This is a genomic window from Paracoccus albicereus (genome assembly GCF_024359525.1).
Lineage (GTDB): Bacteria > Pseudomonadota > Alphaproteobacteria > Rhodobacterales > Rhodobacteraceae > Paracoccus > Paracoccus albicereus.
Window position 1 is genome coordinate 100488 of the sequence record NZ_JAKZEU010000003.1, and the last position, 14385, is coordinate 114872.

Genomic DNA, 14385 nt, shown 5'->3' on the forward strand with positions numbered 1-14385 from the left:
ATCCGCATGGATGACTAGATAGGCCCGTCCGCGAAGGAAAGGCCCACGCCCGTGCAAAACGTCGTTCTGACCGTCCATCTGATCCTGGCGCTTCTGCTGACCGGCGTGGTGCTGCTGCAGCGCTCCGAAGGTGGCGGTCTGGGCATGGGTGGCGGCGGCGGTGGTAGTGGCGTGATGACCGGTCGGCAGGCCGCGAACGTTCTGACGCGCCTGACATGGATCTTCGGGATCGCGCTTTTCGTGACCTCGATCGCCCTGACGATCATCGCCGCACGGCAAAGCTCGGGGTCCTCGGTGATGGACCAGTTGGGCGTCAATACGCCGGCCAGTGAAAGCCAGACCGATTCCAACCTGCCTGCCTTGCCGGAATACGCGCCCCCGCCGGGCACCGGCCAGCCGGTCACGCCGCCCGCGGCCGATGCGCCCGCGGCGCAGGCACCCGCAGCCGACAGTTCGGCCGCCGCGCCAGCCGCCGACAGCGCGACGGCACCGGTGACGCCGCCTGCGGCCGAAGCGCCCGCCACGAACGCGCCGGCAGCCGAAGCTCCTGCAGCCGAAGAGCCTGCCGCGCAGCCGGCGCCGGAAAGCAGCACAACGGAAAGCGAACCGGCACCGGCCGACGCAGAACCCGCGACGCAAGCGCCCGCGAACAACTGACACCACACCTTGCGGCAACATGCGGCGCGGCCCACACGGGCTTGCGCTTCGCGTTGCGCGACGGGCGCGAATCGCTTATAGATTGAGTCCCGTGATGCAGGCCGTCCGGCGGCCCCGCAAAGCCTTGAATTTCGACATCACGGGGGCCTCATGGCGCGTTACATCTTTATCACCGGCGGCGTGGTTTCCAGCCTCGGCAAGGGCCTCGCATCCGCCGCACTCGGCGCGCTTCTGCAGGCACGCGGCTTCACCGTCAGGCTGCGCAAGCTCGACCCCTATTTGAACGTAGATCCGGGCACGATGTCGCCCTTCGAACATGGCGAGGTCTTCGTCACCGACGACGGTGCCGAAACCGACCTGGATCTGGGCCATTACGAACGCTTTACGGGCGTTCATGCGCGCAAGACCGACTCGATCTCGTCGGGGCGGATTTATTCCAACGTGCTGGAGAAGGAACGTCGCGGCGAATATCTGGGCAAGACCATCCAGGTCATTCCGCACGTCACCAACGAAATCAAGGACTTCCTCGCCATTGGCGATGACGAGGTCGACTTCATGCTGTGCGAGATCGGCGGCACTGTCGGCGATATCGAGGGCCTGCCCTTCTTCGAGGCGATCCGCCAGTTCATCCACGAACGTCCGCGCGGCCAGTGCATCCTGATGCACCTGACCCTGCTGCCCTATCTGCGCGCCTCGGGCGAATTGAAGACCAAGCCCACGCAGCACAGCGTGAAGGAACTGCAGTCGATCGGCCTGGCCCCCGACGTGCTGGTCTGCCGGTCCGAACAGCCGATCCCGGAAAAGGAACGTGCCAAGATCGCGTTGTTCTGCAACGTCCGTCCAGAGGCGGTGATCCCGGCCTATGATCTCAGCTCGATCTACGAAGCGCCGATCGCCTATCATCGCGCCGGCCTGGATCAGGCCGTCCTTGACGCCTTCGGGATCAGCCCCGCGCCCCGTCCGGACATGACCAAGTGGGAAGACGTGATCGACCGGCTGGAAAATGCCGAGGGACAGGTCAACATCGCCGTCGTCGGCAAGTACACGCAACTGGAAGACGCCTACAAATCCATCGCCGAGGCGCTGACGCATGGCGGCATGGCCAACCGCGTCCGCGTCAAGGCCGACTGGGTGGACAGCGAGAAGCTGGAAGGCGAAGGCGCGCATCTGCTGGACGGCTATCACGGCATCATCGTGCCGGGCGGTTTCGGCGAGCGTGGCACCGAAGGCATGATCGCCGCAGCGCGTTACGCGCGCGAAAAGGACGTGCCATATCTGGGCATTTGCCTTGGCATGCAGATGGCGGTGATCGAGGCGGCGCGGAACCTCGCCGACATGCCCAACGCGGGATCCGAGGAATTCGATCACGAAGCCGGCGAGACCCGCTTCACCCCCGTGGTTTATCACCTGAAGGAATGGGTGCAGGGCAATTACACCGTCAACCGCAAGATCGGTGATGACAAGGGCGGCACCATGCGTCTTGGCGCCTACACCGCCGTTCTGCAGCCCGGATCGAAGATTTCGCAGATCTACGGCGGAGCGCTGCAGATGGAAGATCGGCACCGTCACCGCTATGAGGTCGACGGCAAGTATCGCGAAGCGCTGGAAGCGGCGGGTCTTTGCTTTTCGGGTATGTCGCCGGACGGCAAGCTGCCGGAGGTCGTGGAATATTCCGACCACCCCTGGTTCATCGGCGTTCAATCGCACCCCGAGCTGAAGTCGAAACCCTTCGACCCTGCGCCGTTGTTCGCAGGGTTCGTCGAAGCGGCCAAGGAAGGCGCGCGGCTGGTCTGAGCCGACGCACCGGCGAGCGGGTGCCGCCAATGACAGACGCGCGACCAACGCTGGTCGCGCTATTCAAACGCCCTGCGGTTCGGCAATATGCGGGTCAGATACGCTGACAGGAGAACCGGATGCCCAGACCCCTTGCCCGTCCCCTGGCCCTGCTGCTGGCACTGGCGGCCGGCACTGCGCCGGCGCTGGCCGACGCGCCGCTGTTCATCCTTGATCGGACGCAACTGCCCTTCGAGCTTGGTCCCGGACATCCGGCGAACAATCCTGCGGCGCCCGCGAACTCACCCTACTCGGCGTGGAACTCGGCCGGCAACAGCTCGAACACGTCTGGAAACTATGAAAACCGGCCGTCGAATCCCGCCAACCAGAACAGGCTCATCATCACCTCCGACGGCAGTGTCGTTGGCTATTATGCGCTCAATCCCGGCGGGGTGCTGAACCTATTCGACGTGAACGGCAATCGCGTCGCCTTCCGACCCGCCCGCGGCTCGAAGAGCCTGTTCACCACGAACGGTCAATGGTGCGGGACAACCGGCGGACTCGACGGCGGAGGGGTCGCCTTCGGCATCACCCAAAGCTGCGCGGCCCGTTTTTTCCGCAACTGAGCCCAAGACGAGCGGCGCGGTCCCGCGCCGCCACAGAGTCGCGTGACATCTGTAAAACCGTCACGTTACGGTCCTATATCGGTGTCACAGATGCAGGAGAGCCGCATGAGTGAAGAACCGAAGAACTGGCTCGAGGCCGAACTCGAGGATACGCTCGACGAGGATTACGAGATCGAGCTGGAGGACGCGGTCCTCTCGGCTGAGATCAAGCGCATCTATCGCGACAACCATCCCGAACAGATGGATCGCAAGCTTTATTTCCAGGAATTGCTGCGGCTGCAGGCGGAACTGATCAAACTGCAGGATTGGGTGTCCTATCACAAGGAAAAAGTCGTCGTGCTGTTCGAAGGCCGCGACAGCGCCGGCAAGGGTGGCGCGATCAAGCGCATCACCCAGCGGCTGAACCCCCGCGTGGCGCGCGTGGTGGCGTTGCCGGCGCCATCGGACCGCGAAAAGACGCAGTGGTATTTTCAGCGCTACGTTCCGCATCTGCCCGCGGGGGGTGAAATCGTCCTGTTCGACCGCAGCTGGTACAACCGCGCCGGCGTCGAGCGGGTGATGGGCTTCGCGTCCGAGGATGAGGTCGACCAATTCTTCCAGGACGTTCCGGAATTCGAGCGTATGCTGGTCCGGTCCGGCATCAGGCTGGTGAAATACTGGTTTTCGATCACCGACGAGGAACAGCAGATGCGCTTCCTGATGCGCGTCCACGATCCCCTGAAACAGTGGAAGCTGTCGCCGATGGACCTTCAGTCGCGGATCCGCTGGGAGGCCTACACCAAGGCCAAGGAGGACATGTTCGACCTGACGAACATTCCGGAAGCGCCGTGGTACATCGTGCCGGGCAACGACAAGAAGCGCGCGCGCCTGAACTGCATGTCGCACCTGCTGTCGCTGATGCCCTACACTGACGTGCCGCACGAAGAGGTCGAACTGCCTAACCGCGTCTTCAATCCCGATTACGAACGCGAGACCCTTCCGCGCGATCTGTACGTCCCGCAAAAATATTAATCGCACGCGATATGAACGGACCTGCTTGTCCCGGCTGGCACAGGTCTTATGATGGTTAAATGTTTCGCAATCTTCTCAATCGCCTCACGACCGATGATCCCGCGCCCGCGCGTTTGTCCAGCGTGGAGTCCGAAGTCGCAATCGCGGCATTGCTGGTGCGGGTCGCCCGCGCTGACAATGCCTACCACGATAGCGAGCGGGCCCGGATCGATGCGATCCTGGCGCGGTTTCACAACATCGGCGCGGACGAGGCCGCCGAGCGTCGTGCCGCGGCCGAGATGATCGAGGCGGAGGCCCCGGACACGGTCCGCTTCACGCGCCAGATCAAGGATCGGGTCGTGCTGGAGGAACGCCAGTCCATCATCAGCGCGATGTGGGAAGTGGCGCTGGTCGATTCGAAGCGTGACAGCGATGAAGAGCGGCTTATCCGCCTGGCAGCCGGACTTCTGGGCGTCACCGATCGCGATTCCGCGTTAGCACGTCAGAAGGTGCAGGAGCGGCTGGACCGCCGCGCGCAAGGTTGACGCTCGGGCGACTACCAGCCCAGCCGATCGCGCAACGCGAACCAACCCATGCCAAGGGCCAGCAACGGCGGTCGCAGCGCAGCCCCGCCTGGGAATCGCTTCGCACCGACCGCCGCCATCGTATCGAAACCCTCGGCCTGGCCCCTGACCGCGTCCGCCATCATCCGCCCTGCCAGCGTCGCCAGCGCGACGCCATGTCCGGAATAGCCGCCCGCGGACAGGCAGTTCGACGCGGGTCTTGCGAAATGCGGCATCCGGCTGCGGGTAATCGCCAGCGTACCGCCCCAGGCATGGGTCAGTTCGATATCCTTCAAGCCAGGATAGACCGACAGCAAGTGCGGGCGGACGGTGGCGCGGATGTCGCGCGGAAAGCGGTAGCGCAGCGTCTCACCCCCGCCGAAAATCAAGCGCTTGTCGTCGCTGAGCCGCCAGTAATTCACCACGAACTTCGTATCCGCGACCGCGACGTTGCGGGTAAGGACCCCTACCGCGCGATCGCCCAGCGGTTCGGTCGCGACGATGTAATTGTTGATGGGCATGACCCGCGCAGCAACGCCGGCATCGAGATCGCCCAAATATCCATTGCCCGCGACGATCAGATGATCGCAGATCACCCGTCCTGTATCGCAGCGCAGGACGGTCTTTTCGTCCGCCTTCTTCGCATGCTTGATGTGATGGACATGCGTCATCTCGTGAATTCGCGCGCCCGCCCCCGCCGCGATGCGGGCGATGCCGAGGGCGAGGTTCAGCGGATGCAGATGCCCCGCCCCGTGATCCAGATCGCCCCCGACATAGGCATTGGATGGAACCATGGCGCGGAACGCGTCGCGGTCCATGACCTCCACCTGATCGTAATCGTAGTGGCTGGCCAGCAGATCGGACAGGCGTCTGGCGTGGTCGATTTCAGCGGCGTTGCGGACCGCATGGGCGACGCCTGAATGGAAAGGGACACCCGAAGCCCGCGCCAGATCGCGCACAAGGGCTTTCGCGTCCTCGCCGATCGTCCACAGGCGCCGCGCCATGTCGCGTCCCAGCTGCTTTTCCAACCAGTCGACTTCCTGACGCTGGCCCGACCCGATCTGTCCGCCGTTGCGCCCCGAGGCGCCGAAGCCGACGCGATGGGCTTCCAGCAGAACGACGTCCATCCCGGCTTGCGCCAGATGCAGGGCCGCCGACAGGCCAGTATACCCACCGCCGATCACGGCGACGTCCGCCCGCGTTTCGCCCTTCAGGCGCGGAAACGGGTCCAGCCGGTCGCGCGTCGCCGCGTACAGACTTTGCGGATATTCGCCCGGCCGGTCGTTGGCGTAGAGCAGATTCATACGTTCAGAAGCAGGTGTTCGCGTTCCCACGGGCTGATGACCTGCAGGAATTCCTTGTATTCGTTCCGCTTCACCGCCTCGTAGACGGCGACGAATTCCTTGCCCAGCACCTCGGTCATGGGTTCGCTTTCGCACATGATGTCCAGCGCGTAGCCCAGTGTCAGCGGCAGTTCATCCTCGGACATGTAGGCGTCGCCCAGACATTCGGCGCGTGGATTTTCACCCTCGATCAACCCCAGATAACCGCAGGCGAGGCTTGCGGCGAGGCCGAGATAAGGATTGCAATCCATCCCCGCCAGCCGGTTCTCGATCCGCCGCGCCTCGGGGGACGAAATCGGGACGCGTAGTCCGGTGGTGCGGTTGTCGCGGCCCCATTCCAGGTTGATCGGCGCGGCGAAGTCAGGGACATAGCGGCGATAGCTGTTGACGTAAGGCGCCAGCAGCGCGATCGCGGCAGGCAGATGCTTCTGCATCCCTGCGATGAAATGCAGGAATTGCGGCGCGTCCCGGCCCTTCTCGTCGGAGAAGATGTTCTGCCCGGTCTTCGTGTCCACGACCGAGTGATGGATGTGCATCGCACTGCCCGGCTCACCCTCGATGGGTTTGGCCATGAAGGTTGCAAAGCAGTCGTGGCGCAGCGCGGCCTCGCGGATCAGTCGCTTGAAGTAGAAGATCTCGTCGGCCAGGGCGACCGGGTCGCCGTGGTTGAGGTTGATCTCGACCTGACCGGCACCGCCTTCCTGAAGAATGCCGTCGATCTCGAACCCCTGGGCCTCGGCGAAGTCGTAGATGTCGTCGATCACCTTGCCGTATTCGTCCACGGCAGACAGTGAATAGGCCTGCTTGGCCGCAGCGCGACGCCCGGTACGTCCCATCGGCGGAATGATGGGCTGGTTCGGATCGATGTTCCGCGCGACCAGGAAAAATTCCATCTCGGGCGCGACGACCGGCTTCCAGCCACGCTCCTCGTACAGACCCACGATGCGCTTGAGCACGTTGCGCGGCGCGACCGGCACCGGATTGCCCTGCTGATCATGGGCGTCGTGGATCACCTGCATGGTCCAGTCGGCGGTCCACGGCGCTGCGGTCACGGTCGAGAAATCGGGCGTCAGGATCATGTCCGGCTCGGTGAACGCGCCGGCCGGATTGTCCGCCCATTCACCGGTGATCGTCTGCAGGAAGATCGAGTTCGGCAGGTAGAACTTGTCTTGCCGCGCGAATTTCGATGCGGGCATCGCCTTACCGCGCGCGACGCCCGCGATGTCGGCCACGATGCATTCAACCTCGTCCAGACGGCGGCCCTGCACGTATTCGCGCGCGGCGGCGGGTGCGGACTGGATCCATTCGGGATGTTTCATGCGGCCCCGCGCGTCGACGCACCGGTTCCGTCCCCGCGGCGCAACGCGCGCGGCTGCAGGAAGAACGCCTCGATCCGGTCAGCGATCAGGCTCGCACCCGTCGCCTGACCCATCCGCGCCTCGGCCCGGTCCAGCAGGTCCTGCGGCACCTTGCCCTTGGCCCGGTGGTCGATCAGCCCCTGGATGAAGGCATCGTCGAATTCGGGATGCGCCTGAACGGTATAGGCGCGATCGCCATAGATCAGCGCCGCGTTCTCGCAAAAGGCGTTGCGCCCCGCGACCTCGGCGCCTTCGGGCAGGCTGACCACCTGATCCTGATGCCAGGCATTCAGCGTGACCGGTGCGCCTCCGAAATCGTAATCCTGAACACCGACCGCCCAACCGTCCGGATGCTTCACGACGGTGCCGCCCAAGGCCTGCGCGATGATCTGATGGCCGAAGCAGATTCCTACCATTGGCACACTGGTGGCATAGGCGTCGCGGATGAAGTCTTCCAGGGGCGGAATGAAAGCGTGATCCTCATACGCTCCGTGACGCGAGCCGGTAATCAGCCAGCCATCCTGATCCGCCACGCTGCCCGGAAATTCCATCTCTTCGACGTCATAGGTGCGGAAGTCGAAACCCCGTCCCGCCAGCAGGCGATGAAACATGTCCGGATAGTCCCCCAGTTCGTCACGGATCTGATCGGGGGATTTGCCGCATTGCAGGATGCCGATGCGCATGGAGGCCCTTGGAATGGTTGCGATAGCCTTAAGCTAGTCGCTTGGCAGGGTGTCCCGCAAGAGCATGCCGGGCGCGCGACCCGGCAAGAGTGGCAGCAGGGCGATCGCGGGTGGCCGTTCCTGATCACAGGGGATAACGTGCCGGCCGACTCATCCGCTCTTTGCTGAAAGGTTCCGCCATGGCCGGCATTCGCCCCGATATCGATCCCGACGGTCTGCAGGAATTCTCGGTCGTGTTCACCGATCGCTCGCTGAACCATATGTCGCAGGCCTTCCAGGGTGTCATGCGCGACCTGTCCACGATGCTGCGCGAGGTCTACCACGCCGAAGAGATCGCCATCGTTCCCGGCGGCGGCACCTTCGCGATGGAAGCCGTGGCCCGTCAGTTCGCCGCGCGCAGCCATGCGCTGGTCGTCCGCAACGGATGGTTCAGCTACCGGTGGAGCCAGATCCTCGAGGCAGGCGGCTTTGCCAGCGACCTGACTGTGGTCAAGGCGCGGCCTGCGGGGAATGAAAAGCAGCCGGCCTATGCGCCGCCTCCCATCGAAGAGGTCGTGGCCAAGATCCGCGAGCATCGGCCCGAAGCTGTCTTCGCACCCCATGTCGAAACCTCGGCCGGGCTGATCCTGCCCGACGATTACATCGAGGCACTCGCCGATGCTGCGCACGAGGTGGGCGCGCTGATGGTCCTTGATTGCATCGCCTCGGGTGCTGTCTGGGTCGACATGGCGGCGACGGGCGTCGACGTGCTGATTTCGGCCCCGCAAAAGGGTTGGTCGGCCTCGCCGTCGGCCGGGCTGGTGATGATGTCGCGCCGTGCTGCGGACCGTCTGGCCAAGACCGAAAGCGACAGCTTCGCGCTGGATCTGAAGAAGTGGCGCGGCATCATGAAGGCGTTCGAGGACGGCGGCCATGCCTATCACGCCACAATGCCGACCGATGCCTTGCGCCGCCTGCACGAGGCGATGCGCGAGACAGAAGCGATGGGGTTCGACGCCGCACGCGACGCGCAGTGGCGCCTTGGTGACGGTGTGCGCGCAATGCTGGCCGAAAAGGGCGTAGCGTCGGTCGCGGCGCAGGGTTTCGGCGCGCCGGGCGTCGTAGTCAGCTATACCGACGATCCCGCGATCCGCAACGGCAGCAAGTTCGCCGCCGAGGGACTGCAGATCGCGGCCGGGGTGCCGCTGCAGGTGGGCGAGCCCGAGGATTTCTCGACTTTCCGGCTGGGCCTGTTCGGCCTCGACAAGCTCAAGGATGTGGACGGCACGCTGGCACGGCTGCAGAAAGCGGTCGACGCGGTTCTCTGAAACCTGTCGTCAGACGGTGTCCAGATACAGTTCGACCGTCTCTTCGTCGGTCAGTTCGGCCATGTAGTGCAGTTCCTGACGCTTGGTCATCAGGTAGTTGTCGATCAGATGCTGCGGAAAGATCCGCCGCATCTCGGGACAATCGGCAAAGGCCTCGATCGCTGCGCCCCAATCGCCGGGCAATTGGGCCAGGTTCTGGTCGTAGGCGTTGCCCTTGAAGGCGGCCGGCGGCTCCAATTCATCCTCGATCCCGTCAAGCGCGGCACCAAGGATTGCTGCGATGGTCAGATAAGGGTTCACATCGCCGCCCGCGACGCGGTGTTCGATCCGCCGCGCCTTGGGGCTGGATGACGGGATGCGGATCGCGGCCGTCCGGTTTTCATAGGCCCAACCGATGCCGGTCGGCGCGTGCGCGTTCGGAACCAGCCGGTCGTAGGAATTCTCGTGCGGTGCAAACAACAGCGTCGAGCCTGGCATCGCGCGCAGGCAACCGCCTACAGCGTGACGAAGCTTGTCGGTGCCAAGTTCGCCGCCATCGTCGAAGATGTTCCGGCCATCCTTGGTCAGGACCGAGAAGTGCATGTGCATCCCGTTTCCCGACCATGCCTCATAGGGCTTGGCCATGAAGCTTGCCGCGAAGCCGTAGGACCGCGCGATCCCCTTCACCAGCATCTTGAAGAACCAGGTGTCGTCCGCGGCCTTCAGCGGGTCGGGCTGGTGCATCAGGTTGATCTCGAACTGACCCGGCCCGGCTTCGGAAATCGCGGTATCCGCCGGGATATCCATCGTCTCGCACGCCTCATAGAGGGTCGAGAAGAACTGGTCGAACGCGTCGAGGGCGCGCAGACTCAGCACCTCGCCGCCGGTGCGGCGCTTGCCGGACCGAGGGCTGGGCGGGACGCGTAGCGTCCGGCCGGAATCGTCGATCAGGAAGAATTCAAGCTCGGTCGCCACGACCGGGACCAGTCCCGCCGCCTCATACCGCTCCGCCACGCGGGCAAGCGCCTGGCGCGGATCGCCCTCATACGGGCGCCCATCGGCGTGGAACATCCACAAGGGCAGCAAACCGGTCGGCGCGTCCAGCCACGGCATCGGCAGGAAACCCCGTTCGGTGGGCAGCAGGATGCCGTCGGGATCGCCCGTTTCGAAGACCAGCGGGCTGTCCTCGATATCCTCGCCCCAGATGTCGAGATTCAGGACCGAATAGGGAAACTTGGTCCCTTCCGTCAGCAGCTTGTCGGCGAACCGCGCGGGCACGCGCTTGCCGCGCGCGACGCCGTTCAGATCGGCTGCGGCAACGCGGATCGTCTTGACCTCAGGATGCTCCCTCAGCCACTCCATGTCTCACCTGATCAGTTGGGGGCGGTATCTGATGCGCTTCTGCGCCCCCGGAAGATGCCGGTTCAGGCGCCGGTTGACCACCCCGAAGAGCGAAATCAGCAAAAGCGTCAGCAGGATGAAGTAGAACGCCGCGATCGGATAGGCCACAAACGGGTTGAAGGTCTTGTCCGCAAAGTAGCTCGCGTAATACAGCGCGTCCCCTTGCTGACGGAACGCCGGGAAACTGGAAAAGAAGACCAGCGTGGTGGCGTGGAACAGAAAGATCGCCTCGTTCGTGTAAGCGGGCCATGCAAGCCGCATCATGGTTGGCCAGACAACGCGGCGAAACCGCTTCCAGCCGGTCATGCCGTAGGCGTCCGCGGCCTCCAGATCGCCCTTCGGCACCGCCATCAGCGCGCCGTGAAAAATCTGCGCGGAATAGGCAGCGGTGTTCAGGACCAGCACCAGCAGCGCCCCGGCCCAGGCCTTGGTCAGCCAGTCGGTCGCGACGGTGAAGCCGAAGATCGGAATGCCCGCCCGCGGAAGCAGGACCAGCGCCTCGTACACGAGGAAGAACTGGATGAAGAGCGGGCTGCCACGGAACAGGAAGATGAACCCTTCGGCGGGCAGACGCAGCCAGGCGTGGCGGCTGGCCTTGGCCACCGCGACCGCGTTGGCGATGAAGAAGCCGATCGTCAGCGCGAGGATGCCGTAATAAAGGTTCCAGATCAGCCCCGATCCGATCAGCACGAATTGCTGGCACAGATCGTAATCCGATCGCGGCAGCAGCCGCTCGCCGATGCCGATGGCGCGCAGGCCGTAATCGGTGATCTCTTGCGCACAGACCAGCTTCATGCGCCGACCTTCCGCAGCGCTTCGCCGCCCATCGTCGCCTGCCCGCGCGACAGCCGACGGGTCAGCCGGTCGATGATCCGCTGCGAGCCCCAGGTCATCAGCAGATAGAAGACGAGGATGGCGAGGAAGTAGTACAGCCGCCAGTCTGGGTGCGGATAGCTGAAGGCCGCCGTCTTGGTGCCGCCCAGCTCTCGCGCCCAGTAGACGATATCTTCGACCCCAAGAAGGAACAGCAGCGGCGTGGCCTTGATCAGGATCATCCACAGGTTCGACAGGCCCGGGATCGCATAGGTCCACATCTGCGGGATCAGCACGCGACGGGTAACTTGACGCGGCGACATGCCATATGCCTCGGCCGTTTCAAGCTGAGCGCGCGGCACCGCGTTCATCGCGCCGTAAAGTACGTTCGCGGCAAAGGCCCCGAAGACGATGGCGAAAGCCACGACAGCGGTCCCGAAACCGTAGGCCTGATGCACCCATTGCGGGCTGGTCGAGAGCGGCAGCTTGGCCGCCGCGCAAACGACGAAATCGTTGCCCTGCCAGACCGATTGGTTGCTGTCGCACAGGATCTTGTGGCGCAGATATTCCAGGCCCTGGTCAAGCGCGATGGGGACGAACAGAAAGAAGATGATGTCCGGGATACCCCGCACCATCGACGTGTAGACTTGCCCGAACCAGCGCAGCGGCGCGATCCGCGACCGCGAGGCCATCGCCCCGCCGAAACCGAACAGAAGCGCGATGGGCGCCGTGATCGCCAGCAGCAGCAGCACCGTTCCGAAGCTCGCATAGAACAGCAGATGCGTGCCCGATGTGAGATAACACATCAGCCATTGCAGGCCTTCGAGCGAGGCAGGATCGGCGCAGGATGCAAACATGGCGGGGTGGCGATGCGCGCGCGATCAGGCGCGCGCATCACCGATCCGGTCAGTTCGACGCGGGGGCCGTCTCGGCGGTCTCGCCTTCAGCGGCAGCCGCGTCGCCTTCGGCTGCGGCACCGGCGGCAGGCGCTGCTTCCCCGTCACCCGAGGCTTCGAACAGCATCGCGTCCTCCCCGAACCACTTCTTGATCAGCTCGTTCAGACTGCCGTCTTCCTTCATCGCGGTGATCTGCGCGTCGAACTTGTCCTTCAACTCGGTGTCGGACTGGCGCAGTCCCATGCCGATCCCTTCACCCAGCGGGACGGTATCGTAGCCCTCGACCCAGACCAGCTCGCCGTTCGACTGCTCGACCAGCGGCTTGAGGTAATCCTTGTCGGCGAAAACCGCGTCCGCCTCGCCATTGCGCACCGCCGCGACGGTCTCGTCAGGCGTCGCGTATTCCAGCAGTGTCGCACCGGATTCGGCGACGTGGCCCGCCTGGATGGTCGCGGTCTGCGCCGCGACGACCCCGCCTTCGATATCGGCATCGGGCGCAAGCGCCGCATAGGCCGACGGCATCGCCGGCGTGTAGGGCTGGGTGAACTGGATGACCTGCTTGCGCTCTTCGTTGATGTTCATCCCGGCCATGATCGTGTCGTAGTTCGAGGACACGAGGTTCGGGATGATCGAATCCCAGTCGTTCTTGACCCAGGTGCAGGTCAGTTCGGCACGGGCGCACAGTTCGTCACCCAGTTCGCGCTCGAACCCGGTCACTTCGCCGGTGGCGTCGTCGATGAAGTTGTAGGGAGGATAGGCTCCCTCCGTCCCCATGCGGATTGTATCCTGCGCAAAGGCCAGGCCCGTGGTCATCGCCAGCGCGGCAAAGGTGGTGAAAATGGTTTTCATGTTTTTTCTCTCCTGTTGGTCGTCTTTGTCACGCCGCCATCGTGGCGCTAAGAAACTGGCGCAGCCGTTCGGTCTTGGGTGCGCCGAAAAGCTGGTCGGGCGGGCCTTCCTCGGCGATCAGTCCCTGATGCAGGAAGACCACGTGGTCGCTCACATCCTGCGCCAGCCGCATGTCGTGGGTCACAAGGATCATCGTGCGATGTTCACCCGCAAGATCCTTGATGACGCGCACCACTTCCTGCTGCAATTCAGGGTCGAGCGCGCTGGTCGGTTCATCGAACAGCAGCGCGGTGGGTTGCATGCACAGCGCGCGCGCGATCGCGGCGCGCTGCTGCTGGCCGCCTGACAACTGCGCGGGCCATGCCCCGGCCTTGTCGCCGATGCCGACCTTGTCCAGCAGCTTGCGGGCGCGTGCCTCGACCTCGGGCGCGGGTTCGCGCAGCACCGTCACCGGTGCTTCCATCACGTTCTGCAGCACGCTCATATGCGACCACAGATTGAATTGCTGGAACACCATCGAAAGGTTGGTCCGGAAACGCGTCACCTGCGCCCGGTCTGCGGGATGGCGGTCAAGGCCGTGCCCCTTCCAGCGGACCGCTTCGCCATTGAAGGCGATCTCGCCCTGCTGGCTGTTTTCCAGAAGGTTGCAGCAGCGCAGAAGCGTCGATTTTCCCGAACCGGAAGAACCGATGAGGCTGACCACCTGCCCCCGCCGCGCCTCGAGCGAGACACCCTTCAACACCTCGAGCGTCCCGTAGGACTTGTGCAGATCGCGGATCGCGATCACCGGCGGGGCGTTCTGGCTGTCGTCGGTCATGGTCGGATCATTGGAAACATTTGCCCGGCGATTGCAACGGTTGCGTGGCAGTTGCCGCAACGTCCACCACGCGATTGCCGCCTAAACGATCTCGATCCGGTACTTCTCGATCACCGTGTTGGCCAGCAAGCCTTCGCACATGCGCTTGACCTCGGCCTCGGCCGCTTCGGCGTCGCTGCCGTCCAGATCCAGCTCGATCACCTTGCCCTGACGAACTCCGCTGATGCCGCGATGGCCAAGCCCGCCAAGCGCGTGACGGATCGCCTCGCCCTGAGGGTCGAGGACCCCGTCCTTCAGCATGATGGTGACGCGAGCCTTCATCGATTGGC

General features: G+C 64.1%; 15 protein-coding genes. 6 read left to right on the forward strand and 9 right to left on the reverse strand.

Annotation, left to right across the window (positions count from 1 at the left end):
• Positions 1 to 51: 51 nt before the first annotated feature.
• The 5 genes from secG (at position 52) to MLD63_RS09300 (ending at position 4591) form a co-directional block, all read left to right on the forward strand.
• Positions 52 to 657 (forward strand): preprotein translocase subunit SecG, encoded by a 606-nt coding sequence (gene secG / locus MLD63_RS09280; protein ID WP_255329630.1) that lies wholly within the window; start codon positions 52 to 54, stop codon positions 655 to 657.
• Between the two features lie 150 nt (positions 658 to 807).
• Complete coding sequence (gene pyrG, locus MLD63_RS09285) at positions 808 to 2451, forward strand: CTP synthase (RefSeq protein WP_255329631.1); 1644 nt, start codon at positions 808 to 810, stop codon at positions 2449 to 2451.
• A 119-nt stretch (positions 2452 to 2570) separates the two neighbouring features.
• Positions 2571 to 3056 (forward strand): hypothetical protein, encoded by a 486-nt coding sequence (locus MLD63_RS09290; protein ID WP_255329632.1) that lies wholly within the window; start codon positions 2571 to 2573, stop codon positions 3054 to 3056.
• A 105-nt stretch (positions 3057 to 3161) separates the two neighbouring features.
• On the forward strand, positions 3162 to 4067 hold the full coding sequence (gene ppk2, locus MLD63_RS09295) for a polyphosphate kinase 2 (RefSeq protein ID WP_255329633.1): 906 nt from the start codon (positions 3162 to 3164) through the stop codon (positions 4065 to 4067).
• A gap of 59 nt (positions 4068 to 4126) precedes the next feature.
• A complete protein-coding gene (locus tag MLD63_RS09300; protein WP_255329634.1) occupies positions 4127 to 4591 on the forward strand; it encodes a tellurite resistance TerB family protein in 465 nt (154 codons plus the stop codon).
• An 11-nt stretch (positions 4592 to 4602) separates the two neighbouring features.
• On the opposite strand, the gene MLD63_RS09305 is transcribed toward MLD63_RS09300, so the two are convergent.
• The 3 genes from MLD63_RS09305 to MLD63_RS09315 are packed head-to-tail and all read right to left on the reverse strand — an operon-like array spanning position 4603 to position 7993.
• On the reverse strand, positions 4603 to 5913 hold the full coding sequence (locus MLD63_RS09305) for an NAD(P)/FAD-dependent oxidoreductase (protein ID WP_255329635.1): 1311 nt from the start codon (positions 5911 to 5913) through the stop codon (positions 4603 to 4605).
• Positions 5910 to 7271 (reverse strand): glutamine synthetase family protein, encoded by a 1362-nt coding sequence (locus MLD63_RS09310; RefSeq protein ID WP_255329636.1) that lies wholly within the window; start codon positions 7269 to 7271, stop codon positions 5910 to 5912. The genes MLD63_RS09305 and MLD63_RS09310 overlap by 4 nt, the downstream gene beginning before the upstream one ends.
• Positions 7268 to 7993, reverse strand: a complete 726-nt coding sequence (locus tag MLD63_RS09315) for a type 1 glutamine amidotransferase (protein ID WP_255329637.1) — start codon at positions 7991 to 7993, stop codon at positions 7268 to 7270. Before MLD63_RS09315 ends, MLD63_RS09310 begins: the two co-directional genes overlap by 4 nt.
• A 179-nt stretch (positions 7994 to 8172) precedes the next feature.
• Here MLD63_RS09315 and MLD63_RS09320 point away from each other — a divergent pair, with 179 nt between their 5' ends.
• Positions 8173 to 9300: an aminotransferase class V-fold PLP-dependent enzyme gene (locus tag MLD63_RS09320; RefSeq protein WP_255329638.1), complete on the forward strand. Its 1128-nt coding sequence runs from the start codon at positions 8173 to 8175 to the stop codon at positions 9298 to 9300.
• Positions 9301 to 9309: 9 nt separating this feature from the next.
• Here the strand turns inward: MLD63_RS09320 and MLD63_RS09325 are convergent, their stop codons facing one another.
• The 6 genes from MLD63_RS09325 to purS all read right to left on the reverse strand — a co-directional run bounded on the left by MLD63_RS09325 (position 9310) and on the right by purS (position 14377).
• Positions 9310 to 10641 carry a glutamine synthetase family protein gene (locus tag MLD63_RS09325; protein WP_255329639.1) on the reverse strand — a complete coding sequence of 444 codons (1332 nt, stop codon included), beginning with the start codon at positions 10639 to 10641 and terminating at the stop codon, positions 9310 to 9312.
• 3 nt (positions 10642 to 10644) lie between these two features.
• Complete coding sequence (locus MLD63_RS09330) at positions 10645 to 11475, reverse strand: ABC transporter permease (protein WP_255329640.1); 831 nt, start codon at positions 11473 to 11475, stop codon at positions 10645 to 10647.
• On the reverse strand, positions 11472 to 12350 hold the full coding sequence (locus tag MLD63_RS09335; protein WP_255329641.1) for an ABC transporter permease: 879 nt from the start codon (positions 12348 to 12350) through the stop codon (positions 11472 to 11474). Before MLD63_RS09335 ends, MLD63_RS09330 begins: the two co-directional genes overlap by 4 nt.
• 49 nt (positions 12351 to 12399) lie before the next feature.
• Positions 12400 to 13239: a transporter substrate-binding domain-containing protein gene (locus MLD63_RS09340; RefSeq protein ID WP_255329642.1), complete on the reverse strand. Its 840-nt coding sequence runs from the start codon at positions 13237 to 13239 to the stop codon at positions 12400 to 12402.
• A 28-nt stretch (positions 13240 to 13267) separates the two neighbouring features.
• Positions 13268 to 14056: an ABC transporter ATP-binding protein gene (locus MLD63_RS09345; protein ID WP_255329643.1), complete on the reverse strand. Its 789-nt coding sequence runs from the start codon at positions 14054 to 14056 to the stop codon at positions 13268 to 13270.
• A gap of 81 nt (positions 14057 to 14137) precedes the next feature.
• Positions 14138 to 14377 (reverse strand): phosphoribosylformylglycinamidine synthase subunit PurS, encoded by a 240-nt coding sequence (purS, locus tag MLD63_RS09350; protein WP_255329644.1) that lies wholly within the window; start codon positions 14375 to 14377, stop codon positions 14138 to 14140.
• Positions 14378 to 14385 lie beyond the last annotated feature (8 nt).